The organism is Nocardioides sp. Soil796, assembly GCF_001429525.1.
Classification (GTDB): Bacteria; Actinomycetota; Actinomycetes; order Propionibacteriales; family Nocardioidaceae; genus Nocardioides.
This window is the reverse complement of sequence record NZ_LMSQ01000017.1, coordinates 568,220-581,603: the sequence shown is the minus strand read 5'-3', so window position 1 is coordinate 581,603 and position 13,384 is coordinate 568,220. Positions and strand designations below refer to the sequence as shown.

The following is a 13,384-nucleotide window of genomic DNA, read 5'->3' as shown; positions in this document are numbered from 1 at the left end:
GCTCGCGGTGCATCCGCGCGNGAGCGAAGGCGGGACGGAGTCCCGTCGAGTCGAGGACAACGCCGCCGGTCGGGATGCGGGGCACCGTGAGCCCGGCACGTCCCGCGGAATATCTCGTGTTGGGCCACCGGAACTAGAGTCCGGGGCATGCAACCGCCTGTCGCCGCACGCGTCCCCTCCGAGCACACCGTCCACGGCCACACCGTGGTCGACGACTACGAGTGGCTGCGCGAGAAGGACAACCCCGAGGTCATCGCCCACCTCGAGGCCGAGAACGCCTGGACCGAGGACCGCACCGCCCACCTGGTCGACCTGCGACGGTCGATCTTCGACGAGATCAAGGCCCGCACCCTCGAGACCGACCTGTCGGTGCCGGCCCGGATGCGCGGTCACTGGTACTACTCACGTTCCTTCGAGGGCAAGGAGTACGGCGCCTCGTGCCGCATCGCCGTCTCCGACCCCGACGACTGGACCCCGCCGCGCCCGGCCGAGCACGCCGCCGCGGACCAGCCGGCCCTGCCCGGTGAAGAGGTGCTGCTCGACCTGAACGAGCTGGCCGCCGGCCACGAGTTCTTCTCCCTCGGCGGGTCGTCGGTGACCAACGACGAGAAGCTCCTCGCCTACGCGGTCGACGTGGTCGGCGACGAGCGCTACACCGTCCGGGTCCTCGACCTGGCCACCCGCGAGCTCCTCGAGGACGAGATCACCGGCACCCTCGGCGGCGCCACGTGGCACCCCGACGGAACCGCGTTCTTCTACACGACCGTCGACGAGAGCTGGCGCGCCGACAAGATCTGGAAGCACACCCTCGGCACGCCCCAGGCCGACGACGAGCTGGTCTTCCACGAGACGGACCCGCGTTTCTGGGTCGGCATCGGCCGGTCGCGCTCCGACCGCTTCCTGATGATCGCCTCGGGGGCCAAGACCACGGCCGAGTACCGCGTGCTCGACACCGCCGACCCCGACGCCGACTTCGCGGTGTACGCCGAGCGCGAGGACGGCGTCGACTACGGGCTCGAGCACGCCGTCATCGGTGGCAATGACGTCTTCCTGGTCCTGCACAACGCGAACGGCCCCAACTTCGAGATCGGGCGCGCCCCGGTCACGCCGACCCCGAAGGCCGGCTGGGAGCCCTTGATCGCCCACGACGAGGCGGTCCGGGTCGAGGACGTCGACGCGTTCGCCGGCCACCTCGTGGTGCACCAGCGCAGCGAGGGACTCACCCAGCTGCGCATCCTGGAGCTCGACGCGGGTGGCATCTCCGACGACTACCGGGTGCGCTTCGAGGACGCCGTCTACACGATCGGCTCCGGAGGAAACCCGGAGTTCCACCAACCCGTCGTACGCCTCGGCTACACGACGATGGCCAAGCCCGCGGCGATCCACAACTACGATGTGCGCACCCGCGAGCTGACCCTGCTCAAGCAGGCCCCGGTGCTCGGCGGCTACGACGCCGCCCACTACGAGGAGCACCGGGTGTGGGCCACCGCCCCGGACGGCGTACGCGTACCGATCTCGCTGGTCGTGCCCGCCGGCGCGCCCCGCGACGGCTCGGTGCCGGTGCTGCTCTACGGGTACGGCGCCTACGAGATGTCCATCGACCCCTACTTCTCGATCGCCCGGCTCTCGATGCTCGACCGCGGCGCCGGCTTCGCGATCGCCCACGTGCGCGGTGGCGGCGAGATGGGCCGCCACTGGTACGACGACGGCAAGCTGATGCACAAGCAGAACACCTTCTCCGACTTCATTGCCTGTGCCCGGCACCTCATCGACGACGGCTGGACCAGCCCCGACCGTCTCGTCGCCGAGGGCGGCAGCGCCGGCGGCCTGCTGATCGGCGCCGTGGCCAACCAGGCCCCCGAGCTCTTCGCCGGGCTCGTCGCCCAGGTGCCGTTCGTGGACGCCCTCACCTCGATGCTCGACTCGACCCTCCCGTTGACCGTCGTGGAGTACGAGGAGTGGGGCAACCCGGAGGCGGACCCGGCGGTCTACGACTACATGCGCGGCTACTCGCCGTACGACAACGTGGCCGCGGTCGACTACCCGCCGATCCTGGCCGAGACCTCCCTCAACGACACCCGGGTGCTCTACGTGGAGGCGGCAAAGTGGGTGGCCCGCCTGCGCGCCACCGCCACCGGCCGCCGGGACTTCCTGTTGCGCACCGAGATGTCGGCCGGCCACGGCGGAGTCTCCGGGCGCTACAAGTCCTGGACCGACCGCGCGTTCTCCCTCGCCTGGATCCTGGACCGGATGAACCTGGCCGAGACGGGTACCGGTCCCTCGGCGGATTTCCCTGAGGGCCCCTGAGAAGTCCCTGAGAAGTGGCTCAGACGGCAACTTTCGGAACTCGCCACGCGTCTATCCATGTGTAACCACGAACGGTCCGCCCCGGCGGGAATCTCCCCCGGTCGAGGTTTGTTGGATCAGATGTGTGGGGCGGTCTCCCAACGGCCCCACCGAACAAGGAGGGGTTCATATGGCCAGCAGGACCGCGATGCGCGAGATCGAGGGTCGCGACAGCGTCGGGCTCTACCTCGACGAGATTGCCCGCAATCCGCTGCTCGACGCAGCCACCGAAGTGGAACTCTCCAGGACGATCGAAGCCGGCCTGATGGCCGAGAGCCTCCTCGCTGAGGGCCGCATCGGCCGCCGCAAGGGTGGCGCCCCCAAGAGTGCCACCGAGGAAGAGCTCGAATGGATCGCCGAGGAGGGCCGCAAGGCCGTCCAGACGTTCATCAACGCCAACCTGCGCCTGGTCGTGTCGATCGCCCGCAAGTACGGCCGGGCACAGATGCCGATGCTCGACCTGATCCAGGAGGGCAACACCGGCCTGATCCGCGCCGTCGAGAAGTTCGACTACGCGAAGGGCTACAAGTTCTCCACCTACGCCACTTGGTGGGTGCGCCAGGCGATCACGCGTGGCATCGCCCAGCAGGCCCGCGTCGTACGCCTGCCCGTGCACGTCGTCGAGGAGCTCAACCAGGTGGGCAGTGCCCGTCGCACCCTCGAGCGCCAGCTCGGCCGCGACCCGGAGCCGCAGGAGATCGCCCTCGAGCTCGGCATGGACCTCGACCGGGTCATCGACCTCCTGCGCTGGGGGCGTGACCACGTCAGCCTCGACACACCTGTCGACGAGGACGGTGACACCTCGCTGGGCGACCTGATGGCCCAGGAGACCACGCCGAGCCCCGATCTCGAGGTGCTCGACACCGAGAGCCGCGACCGTCTCAACCGACTCGTGGGGCAGCTCGACGAGCGCGCCGCCGACATCATCCGGTCGCGCTACGGCCTGGTCGACGGTCGCCAGCACAAGCTGGCCGACATCGGTGCCAAGCACGGCATCTCCGCCGAGCGGGTGCGCCAGCTCGAGCGGGAGGCGCTGCAGAAGCTGCGCACCTTCGCCGACCCCGACCTGGCCGCGTGACGCTGCCCTAGCCCCGGCAAGCTCCGCTCAGTGGACTGCGGAGACAAGCTCCGCGAGGACCTCTGCCACCCGATGGCGGAGGTCTTCGTGCGTCCCGGTGTTGTCGATGACGTGGGTGGCGATCGCGAGGCGCTCCTCGGCGTCGACCTGGGCGGCGATGCGTGACTTGGCTTCCTCCTCCGTCCAGCCGCGGTCACGCACCATGCGCTCGACCTGTACGTCGGCGGGCGCGTGCACCACGATCACGGCGTCGAACGTGTCGGCACGACCACTCTCGGCGAGCAGCGGGATGTCGTGCACCACGACGTCGTCGGGCCCGGCCGCGGACTCCAGCTCGACGATGCGCTCGAAGACCAGCGGGTGCACGATCGCCTCCAACCGCTTGCGGGCGGCCTCGTCGCCGAACACCAGACGGCCCATCGCGGGCCGGTCCAGGTCGCCCTGCGGGGTCAGCAGGCCGTCCCCGAACTCGGCGACCACGGCCGCGAGCCCCGGCGTACCCTGCTCGACGACCTCGCGCGCCAGCGCGTCGGCATCGATGATCACCGCACCGAGTTCGGCAAGGATCGCCGACACGGTGCTCTTCCCCGAGGCGACTCCCCCGGTCAGTCCAACCCTCATGCCCGGAACCCTAACCGTTGCCGGCGACTGCTAGTCGTTGGCCTCGAGCAGCCGGCGCAGCAGGCGGTCGAGCTCCTTGCGGTCCGCCGCGGGCAGCACCGACAGGAACTCACGGGCAGCACGGGCCCGGACGTCGTCGATCAGGCCACACGTCTCGCTGCCGGTGTCCGTGACCGTCACGCACGTGGCCCGACGGTCGTGGGGGTCGGCGCAGCGCAGCACCAGGCCCCGGCGCTCGAGGGCGTCGACCACCTCGGTGGCCGAGCGCGGGGCGATGCGCAGGTGCTCGGCCAGCACGGACAGCCGAGGCGCCTCGAGGTCGCGGATGAGTCGGAGCGCCCGGGCCTGGCCCGGCGCGAGGTCCCATTCGGAGAGCGCCGCGCTGAACCGCCGGCGCAGCGAACGCGCGGTCGACTGGAGAAGGTCGCCGGTGTTGTCACCCATGCGCGCACCCTACCGGATTGGACGGGCATGCTCATAGTGAGGTAACCTCAGCATATGAACTGACCAAAGGAAGGGGTGGTCACATGGATACCCCCACACTCACCGACGGAGGTGGCCGCAAGGGCGGCCGCTCGACCCGTCCCGACCCGGCCGACCGTCGCCAGCTCGCCGAGTCCCCTGTCTCCCTGCGCCGCATCACGCGGCTGTTCACGCCGTACCGCGCGCGCCTGGGCGTCATCATCGCCCTCATCGTCTCCAGTTCCGTGATCGGCCTGGCCCAGCCGTTCCTGGTCAGGCACGTCATCGACGCTGCGCTCCCCCGCCAGGACGTTCGACTGCTGCTCTGGTGCGTCGGCGGCATGGTCGCCGTGGCGGTGGCCAGCGCCGCGATCGGCGTCGTGCAGACCTGGATGTCGACCGCCGTCGGACAGCAGGTCATGCACCGACTGCGCACCGACCTGTTCGCCCACCTGCAACGCCAGTCCGTCGGCTTCTTCACCCGCACCCGCGGCGGAGAGGTGCAGTCACGCCTGACCCACGACATCAGCGGCATGCAGTCGGTGGTCACCTCGACCGCCACCTCGATCGCGGCCAACGTCACGGTCGTGATCGGCACGGCGGTCGCGATGGCCGCACTCAGCTGGCGACTTGCCCTGCTCTCGCTGGTGGTCCTCCCGCCGGCCGTCTGGCTGACCCGCCAGGTGGCCCGCATGCGCCACACCATCACCGCGGAGCGCCAGCGCCGCCTGGCCGACATGCACGTGCAGGTCGAGGAGAGCCTCTCGGTCAGCGGCGTGCTGCTCAGCAAGACCCTGGGCGCCGCACCCGCGATGACGCGCCGCTTCGAGGAGACCTCCCACGACCTGGTCGGCCTCGAGATCCGCTCCCGGCTCGCGGGCCGCTGGCGGATGGCCACGATGAACATCATCTTCGCGACCATCCCGGCCGTGATCTACCTGGCCGCCGGGCTCCCGGCCACGTCGGGCGGCATGACCATCGGCACCCTGGTCGCGTTCACCGCCCTGCAGGGCACGTTGTTCCGGCCGCTGATGGCGCTGCTCAACGTCGGCGTCGACATCACCGCCTCGCTCGCGCTCTTCAGCCGCATCTTCGAGTACCAGGACCTCCCCGTCGAGATCGACGACCCGGCCGCTCCGGCCGACGTACGGCGTGAGGCGGTGCGCGGCGACGTCACCTTCGACGCCATCACGTTCGCGTACGACGACGGAGCGCCCGTCCTCGAGGGCATCGACCTGGCGGTGCCCGCTGGCACAACGCTGGCGCTCGTCGGCGAGACCGGCAGCGGCAAGAGCACCCTGGCCTCACTCGTGGCACGGCTGCACGACCCGACGTCGGGTCGCGTGCGCATCGACGGCACCGACCTCCGGGACCTGCGACTCACCGACCTGGCCGAACTGGTCGGCGTGGTCACCCAGGAGACCTATCTCCTGCACGCATCGGTCAAGGACAACCTGCTCCACGCGCGGCCCGACGCCACCGACACGCAGATCGAGGAGGCCTGCCGGGCCGCGCGAATCCACCACGTGATCGCCGCGCTCCCCCAGGGCTACGACACCGTGGTCGGCGCCCGGGGCCACCGGTTCTCCGGTGGTGAGAAGCAGCGCCTGGCCATCGCCCGCACGCTCCTGCGCGACCCCCGCATCCTCGTGCTCGACGAGGCCACCAGCGCCCTCGACAACGAGACGGAACGCGCCATCCAGGGCGCGCTCGACGAGGTCAGCATCGGTCGCACCACGATCACGATCGCGCACCGCCTCTCCACGGTGCGCAACGCCGACCAGATCGCCGTCCTCGACAAGGGTCGTGTGGTCGAGCTCGGCACGCACGACGAGCTGCTCGTCGCGGGTGGCCGCTACGCTGCCCTGGTCCGCGGCGGGCTGACCGCGGAGCCGCTGGCAGCCTGATCCACAGGTCCGCTCAGCCGAGCGCGTGCCGGCTCATCTCACGCGGACGCACGCCGCGGAATCGGCAGCCAACCTGCCCGCGACGCCGCCGCGCTCCGCGACGACGCGGACCCACAGGTGGCTGGCGGCAGAGGTCAACACGGCCGAGGTGGTGGACACCCTGCGTGCGATGCGGAAGGCCGAGTCCGTCGGCGCGGAGCGGCAGTTGCGCGCGGCCGCCGCACTGATCCGATACCGGGTCGCCTCCGGCACCCGACGCATTGACACCGCCACGACGTCGCGACGCGGCGAGGTCGCTTGCACCGCGTGCACCGGCCTGGGCAGCGGAGTGGTGAGCGGCCCTCGAGCCCGGTACGTGCCGGCAATCCCGTCGCGCCAGGCCCGCACCGAGAACTCATATCTGGCCCCGCTCCTGAGCCCGCTCAGCGTTGCACGACGCGTCGTCACGCGCGGGCGCATCGACCAGGTCACTGCACCCACCTTCCGGAAACGCACCTGATAGGCGTCGGCACGCGACACTGCCGTCCACGCGAGCGAGGCCTGTCCGAACGGTGACAGGGAGACCGTCAGGCTGCCCGGCGCTGCCGGTCGCGGCGTCACGGTGACGACGTTGGACCGGATGTCGGGCTCCGCCGCCCAGTAGCCCTTGACCGGTCGCAACCGGAACTCATACCGATGCCCGTTGGCCGCTGGCCCGTGCCACGAGGTGGCATCGGCGACCTCTGCCCATTGCCGCCACGGCGTCCCGTTGGTCCGGTCACGCCCCTCGACGATCTGGCTGGTGGCCCGGGGGCTCAGCGTCCAACTCAGTGCGACCGAGCCGTCCGCCGCCGATCCACTCAGCGGCGGCGCTCCCCGTGGCCCCAGTGGGACGTCCGGGAAGGGCCGCGAGAACGGGGAGCCGACACCGAGCCCTGACAGGGCGTCCTCGACGGCCGCCGCAAGGACGTACTCCCCCGCTGCGTTCGGATGCCCCGGATCCCAGGTGTGCTGTCGAAACTCGAAGCCCTTGTCCGCATCGGCGACCCGAATCGGCGACACCTCGGTCGTCAGTTCGGCTGCGGTGTCGCTGAGCATCGCGTTGTACTCCACGGCGCCCGGGACCCAGTGCTGGGGAACCCGCGAGACCACCAATCTGATCGACGAGTCGGCCGCCCGCACCTTCGCGATGAAGTCACGCGCCAACTGGTCCACGCCCGCGGGAGGGATCTGGAGCCAGGTCAGGTCATTGACCCCGAGCATGACGACCACCACGTCAGGGCGGTAGGCCTCCACCAGTTGGTCGATGGGCGTGTCGGGGAAGGCGTACGACAGCCCCCACAATGACGCATGGTCACGGTCGAAGTCGGGGTCCATGTAGTCCTGTGACCCTTCGCCGTGGGGCCCGAGTCCATGGAGGTCGTCGCGGGGTCCCACGAAGTCGATCGTCGCGCCGGAAGCAACGAGCTGCTGCCACAGGCGATAGCGCCACGTCCAGTCGCCGGAGGATCCGTGCGTGACGGAGTCACCCACGATGAGGATCCTCGTGGGCTCCGCCTCGTCACTCGGTGAAGAGGCTGCGGGAGACGCTCCCGAGAGGAACAGGCCGGGTCCCATCAGCAGCAACACGAGGCATGACCGGAGCAACACGAGCATCCGCTGAGATTAGACGCAGCATCCGGGTTACGGGCCCGAACAGGAGCATTGGCCCCGCGACGATGAAGCGCGTCACGAGGGTTCCCGGATCGCGCACACCCTGGTCCGCGCGGGATGACCGCTGGCCGCCTGAACCCGGAGGGCGCTCACCACGGCCAGGGCCGTACCGACGAACGGGCACAACGGACGCTTTCAGCGCCACATTGACCGGAATCGGGCCGTTGTGCCCGTTCTCCGGTACGGGCACAACGGGTCGGGAGTCTCCGGAGGCATCCCGGGGCCCGGGCCGGAACGGAACCCTTGGTCCGGAACCGCGATGATGGGGGAATGGACGAGGCCGAACTGCACGAGGGGTCCCGGATCGCCCTGCTCGTTCCCGGCTCACCGGCGTACGTCGACCTGGTCATGGGACTGTTGGCCACCGGCGTCTTCCCGGTGCCCCTCGACCCGCGACTCACCACTGCTGAACGCGAGAGGATCCTCGCCGACGTACGGCCCCATCTCGTGGTCGATGACGAGGCACAGGTGGCCCGCCTCCTGGCACAGCTCCCCGCAGAGACCCGGCGGGCACTCCCCCGGGCTCGGCCGATGCATGTCACCAGCGGCACCACCGGCACGCCGAAGGGCGTCCACAGCGGACTGCTCGGCGACGACGCGGCCGCCGCACTGGTCGCCGAGGAGCGCGACCTGTGGGGGTTCGCGGCCGACGACGTGAACCTCGTGCTGAGCCCGCTCTACCACTCGGCACCCCTGCGCTTCGCGATGGGAACGCTCCTGGCCGGCGGCCGGATCGTCGTCCCGGGCCCCTTCGATCCCGAGCGCATCACGCAGGCGATCGACAACGAACGGCCGACCACGATGTTCTGCGTCCCTGCCCACCTCCAGCGGCTCTTCGCCCACTGGGACCGCGTCGGAGTGCCCGACCTGAGCCGCTTCCGGATGGTCGCCCACGCAGGTGCGCCCTGCCCGCCGGCCGTCAAGCACCGGCTCATCGAGATCTTCCCCCCGGGCTCCACCTGGGAGTTCTACGGCTCCACGGAGGGCCAGTTCACCGCCTGTCGCAGCGAGGAGTGGCTCGAGCACCCCGGCACCGTAGGGCGGGCCCGGCCGGGACGCACCCTGAGCGTCGATGACGACGGCCAGATCTGGTGCGTCGTACCCGCCCACGCACGGTTCACCTACTTCGCCTCACCTGAGAAGACGGCGCAGGCCTGGCGCGAGACTCCCGAGGGCCCGGCGTTCTCCGTCGGGGACCTGGGGCGCCTCGACGACGAGGGCTACCTCCATCTCGACGGTCGGCGCGAGGACCTCGTCATCACCGGCGGCGTGAACGTCTACCCGACCGAGGTCGAGAACACGCTGCGCGAGCTCGACGGCGTCGACGACATCGCCGTCTTCGGAGTGCCCGACGACCAGTGGGGGCAGAGGGTGGTCGCCGCCGTGGTGGGTACGACGACCGCGGCCGACCTCGACGCCTTCGCCAGGCAGCGTCTCGCACCACCCAAGCGACCGAAGGACTACCGCTTCGTGCCGGAGCTCCCCCGCACGCTCACCGGCAAGGTGCGTCGCCAGGAACTCTCACGAACCAGCAGTCCTTGATGCTCGAGCCTGCAGTCGTTGCGGTCCAGACATCAAGAACTGCCGGTTCGGCCATCAAGACTTGCAGGTTCGCGACGCAACAATTGCGGGTTGGTGCTATGCCGTGGCCTCGTCCTGGCGCGAGCTGAACAGCCGGCGGTAGCGCTGCGGGTTCACCCCGCGCGACCGGGTGAAGTGGTGGCGCAACGTGGCCGCATTGCCGAAGCCCACCTCCGACGCGATCCAGTCGACCGGGTGGTCGGTGAGCTCGAGCAGCTCCTCGGCCGCGACCACGCGTTGCGCGGTGACCCACGCGTGAGGCGTGGTGCCGGTCTCGTCGCGGAACCGTCGGGCGAACGTGCGCGGCGACATGTGGTTGCGTGCGGCCAGGGCATCGACACTGAGGTCCTCCGCGAGGTTCTCCAGGATCCAGGTCAGCAGCGGACCCAGCGTCTCGGCGGCGCAGTCGGGCACGGCCCTCGCGATGAACTGGGCCTGTCCGCCGTCACGGTGCGGCGGGACGACCATGCGGCGGGCAGCGGTGGCGGCGACCTTCGCGCCGAACTGCTGGCGCATCAGGTGGAGCGCGGCGTCGAGGCCGGCGGCCGATCCGGCACCGGTGACGATCGTGCCGTCCTGCACGTAGAGCACGTCGGGGTCGACCTTCGCCTCGGGGAAGGCCCGGGTGAACTCGTCCACGTGGCGCCAGTGCGTCGTACACCTGCGGCCGTCGAGCAGACCGGCCTCGCCCAGCACGAAGGCACCGGTGCAGTGCGCGAACACGAAGGCGCCGCGGGCGTGGGCGCGGGCCAGGAGGTCCGCCACCTCGGGCGACGGGTCGAGGAAGTCGCGCTTGGGGGCCACACAGATCAGGTCGGCGTCCTCCGCCTCGTCGAGGCCGTGCTCGACGTGCAGGTCGTAGCCGGACGCACCGGCGACCCGGCCCGGCCGTGGAGTGACGACCACGAAGTCGAAGACCGGGTTGTCGTCCTCGGGGTGGTAGGGCTCGGCCCACACCTCACACATCGCGCCGAGCCCGAACGGCTCGGCTCCGTCCTGTACGACGACCGCCACCTTGCGCATGGGACGAGCATGCACCCATGTTGGCAGAAAATCAATGTCGAATGTCTTTACTGCCACTCGTGGCAGGATCTCAGGCAAGACAGACTTACTGCCATGAACCTCTTCCTGACAGTCCTCCTGGTCCTGGCCGCTGCGGCGTACGTCGCCTACCTCACGGCCTACATCCGCAACGACGGCTACGGCAGTCGGTCCTCCTCGGGCCTGCCCCGCAGTCACCCCAGCGACGTCTTCGAGCAAGGCGCCCGCGTGTGAGCCCACCACCCTCCCAACGAAAATGCCCGAAGGGCCCGGACATCAGTTGATGTCCGGGCCCTTCGTGCGTGCTGAGTGTGCTGGCGCTGTGCCTGTGGGTCAGGCGCCCCCACCGGTGAGCTTCTCGCGAAGCGCCTGCAGCGCCTCGTCGGAAGCCAGCGAACCGCCGGTCTCGGCCTCGGGAGCAGCGGACTCGGTGCCACCGCTGGAGTACGAGGTGGCCTCGCCAGCCTCGGCCTCGGCAACCTTCGCGTCGGCCTGCTGCTTGACGTGGGCCTCCCAGCGGGCGTGCGCCTTGGCGTACTGCTCTTCCCAGGCCGCGCGCTGCTCGTCGAAGCCCTCGAGCCACTCGCCCGTCTCGGGGTCGAAGCCGTCGGGGTAGATGTAGTTGCCCTGCTCGTCGTACGACGCGGTCATGCCGTAGAGCGTCGGGTCGAACTCCTCGGCCTCGCTGGCCGTGGCGGTCTCGTTGGCCTGCTTGAGGGACAGCGAGATGCGACGACGCTCGAGGTCGATGTCGATGATCTTGACCATGACGTCGTCGTTGACCTGGACGACCTGCTCCGGGATCTCCACGTGGCGCTCGGCCAGCTCGGAGATGTGGACCAGGCCCTCGATGCCCTCTTCGACGCGCACGAACGAACCGAACGGAACCAGCTTGGTGACCTTGCCGGGCACGATCTGGCCGATCTGGTGGGTCCGGGCGAAGTGCTGCCACGGGTCTTCCTGCGTCGCCTTGAGCGACAGCGAGACGCGCTCGCGGTCCATGTCGACGTCGAGCACCTCGACGGTGACCTCGTCGCCGACCGTGACGACCTCGGACGGGTGGTCGATGTGCTTCCAGGACAGCTCGGAGACGTGGACGAGACCGTCGACGCCGCCGAGGTCCACGAAGGCACCGAAGTTGACGATCGAGGAGACGACGCCCTTGCGGATCTGGCCCTTCTGGAGCTGGGTCAGGAAGCCCTGGCGAACCTCGGACTGGGTCTGCTCGAGCCACGCACGACGCGACAGGACCACGTTGTTGCGGTTCTTGTCGAGCTCGATGATCTTCGCCTCGAGCGTCTGGCCGACGTACGGCTGCAGGTCGCGGACGCGACGCATCTCGACGAGCGACGCGGGCAGGAAGCCGCGCAGGCCGATGTCGAGGATGAGGCCGCCCTTGACGACCTCGATGACGGTGCCCTCGACGACGCCGTCCTCTTCCTTGACCTGCTCGATGGTGCCCCAGGCGCGCTCGTACTGGGCGCGCTTCTTGGACAGGATCAGGCGGCCTTCCTTGTCCTCCTTCTGGAGGACCAGGGCCTCGACCTCATCACCGACGGCGACGACCTCGGACGGGTCGACATCGTGCTTGATGGAAAGCTCGCGGGAGGGGATGACACCCTCGGTCTTGTAGCCGATGTCGAGCAGGACCTCGTCGCGGTCCACCTTGACGATGGTGCCGGCGACGATGTCTCCGTCGTTGAAGTACTTGATGGTCGCGTCGATTGCCGCGAGGAAGTCCTCTTCAGAACCGATGTCGTTGACCGCAACCTGGGGCGCGTCGTAATCGGGAAGAGTGGAGATGGTGCTCGTCATAAGGGAAGTGATTCCTTGGATGGATGAAGGTCGTGCGGGCACGCGACAGGCCGGTTTCACTACCGATTCAGCACGGCCGGCGACCGCCCCTGGAAGTTCGGGACGTACGTCGGACTGATAGCGAGCGAGGATCCACTCCGTCCGGGACGCAGGCAGACCTGAGGCGCAACCTAAAGATTACGTGCCCGGAGGTCGCCCCGTCCAACTGGGGCACCCACCCGCCCATGCACAACTGACACCGGCCGCATAGCCCACTTGGGTCATTTACCCAATTCCGGGGACGCCGGCGCCGGTGCGACCCTACGATCGCGCCGGGTGCTCAGGCACCAGTCCTTCCCATTCGTCTCCCTTTCATCGTCCTCATCTGCCCCGGGTACAGGAGCTCCTCCATGGGATATCGCGCACGCACAGCTGCCGCGTTGTCACTCACCACCGCCTCGCTCTACTCCGTCATGCTCCTCCAACAGCCTGCGCAGGCCGATCCACTGCCCGCGCCGTACGACGCCCAGGCGCACGCCGACGTGGCCTCGCTGTCCGCGAACCTGCTCGGTGGAAACCTGGCCGGGCTGGTCGTCGGCCACGCACAGGCGACGGCTGACAGCACCGCCGGCACTGCCAGCGGCGTCTCCAAGAACGCCGAGGTCTCCGTCGCAGGCTTCCCGATCACGGTCGACGACCAGACCAGCACCTCCCCGGCGCCCATGAACCCGCCGGCCGAGAGCCTGCTTCCCCTCAACCTCTCCCCCGTCGCCAACGTCGGAGTGATCACCGGGGACACCGAGGCCAACTACGTCGACGCGAACACGTGCCCTCCGGCGTCCGGTGCCCAGCGGGTGGTCTC

The 13,384-nt window shown here is 69.5% G+C and carries 10 protein-coding genes; 5 read left to right on the top strand and 5 right to left on the bottom strand.

The features are described 5' to 3' along the window. Positions 1-147 precede the first annotated feature (147 nt). Together ASH02_RS09790 and ASH02_RS09785 are read left to right on the top strand one after the other, a co-directional pair. A complete protein-coding gene (locus ASH02_RS09790) occupies positions 148-2,307 on the top strand; it encodes a S9 family peptidase (RefSeq protein ID WP_056677011.1) in 2,160 nt (719 codons plus the stop codon). A 169-nt stretch (positions 2,308-2,476) separates the two neighbouring features. After that, positions 2,477-3,424 carry a sigma-70 family RNA polymerase sigma factor gene (locus ASH02_RS09785; protein WP_057294646.1) on the top strand — a complete coding sequence of 316 codons (948 nt, stop codon included), beginning with the start codon at positions 2,477-2,479 and terminating at the stop codon, positions 3,422-3,424. Positions 3,425-3,451: 27 nt separating this feature from the next. Here ASH02_RS09785 and coaE read toward each other — a convergent pair whose 3' ends face one another. Next, positions 3,452-4,045, bottom strand: coding sequence for a dephospho-CoA kinase (coaE, locus tag ASH02_RS09780; protein WP_057294645.1), 594 nt, complete (start codon positions 4,043-4,045; stop codon positions 3,452-3,454). 30 nt (positions 4,046-4,075) lie between these two features. Then, positions 4,076-4,489 (bottom strand): MarR family winged helix-turn-helix transcriptional regulator, encoded by a 414-nt coding sequence (locus ASH02_RS09775; protein ID WP_057294644.1) that lies wholly within the window; start codon positions 4,487-4,489, stop codon positions 4,076-4,078. A gap of 83 nt (positions 4,490-4,572) precedes the next feature. On the opposite strand from ASH02_RS09775, the gene ASH02_RS09770 reads away from it, so the two are divergent. Then, on the top strand, positions 4,573-6,414 hold the full coding sequence (locus ASH02_RS09770) for an ABC transporter ATP-binding protein (protein ID WP_057294643.1): 1,842 nt from the start codon (positions 4,573-4,575) through the stop codon (positions 6,412-6,414). A gap of 33 nt (positions 6,415-6,447) precedes the next feature. Here the strand turns inward: ASH02_RS09770 and ASH02_RS09765 are convergent, their stop codons facing one another. Further along, positions 6,448-7,926: a GDSL-type esterase/lipase family protein gene (locus ASH02_RS09765; protein WP_162262582.1), complete on the bottom strand. Its 1,479-nt coding sequence runs from the start codon at positions 7,924-7,926 to the stop codon at positions 6,448-6,450. 450 nt (positions 7,927-8,376) lie between these two features. On the opposite strand from ASH02_RS09765, the gene ASH02_RS09760 reads away from it, so the two are divergent. After that, entirely contained in the window at positions 8,377-9,648 is a 1,272-nt protein-coding gene (locus ASH02_RS09760; RefSeq protein WP_057294641.1) for a class I adenylate-forming enzyme family protein, read from the top strand. Positions 9,649-9,744: 96 nt separating this feature from the next. On the opposite strand, the gene ASH02_RS09755 is transcribed toward ASH02_RS09760, so the two are convergent. Next, positions 9,745-10,710 (bottom strand): GlxA family transcriptional regulator, encoded by a 966-nt coding sequence (locus ASH02_RS09755; protein WP_056676992.1) that lies wholly within the window; start codon positions 10,708-10,710, stop codon positions 9,745-9,747. Positions 10,711-10,803: 93 nt separating this feature from the next. Here ASH02_RS09755 and ASH02_RS26045 point away from each other — a divergent pair, with 93 nt between their 5' ends. Next, the gene (locus tag ASH02_RS26045; protein ID WP_156388632.1) at positions 10,804-10,962 is read left to right on the top strand and encodes a hypothetical protein; all 159 of its coding nucleotides are present in this window, start codon (positions 10,804-10,806) and stop codon (positions 10,960-10,962) included. A 99-nt stretch (positions 10,963-11,061) separates the two neighbouring features. Here the strand turns inward: ASH02_RS26045 and rpsA are convergent, their stop codons facing one another. Further along, positions 11,062-12,543: a 30S ribosomal protein S1 gene (gene rpsA, locus ASH02_RS09750; protein WP_056676987.1), complete on the bottom strand. Its 1,482-nt coding sequence runs from the start codon at positions 12,541-12,543 to the stop codon at positions 11,062-11,064. Between the last annotated feature and the right edge of the window lie 841 nt (positions 12,544-13,384).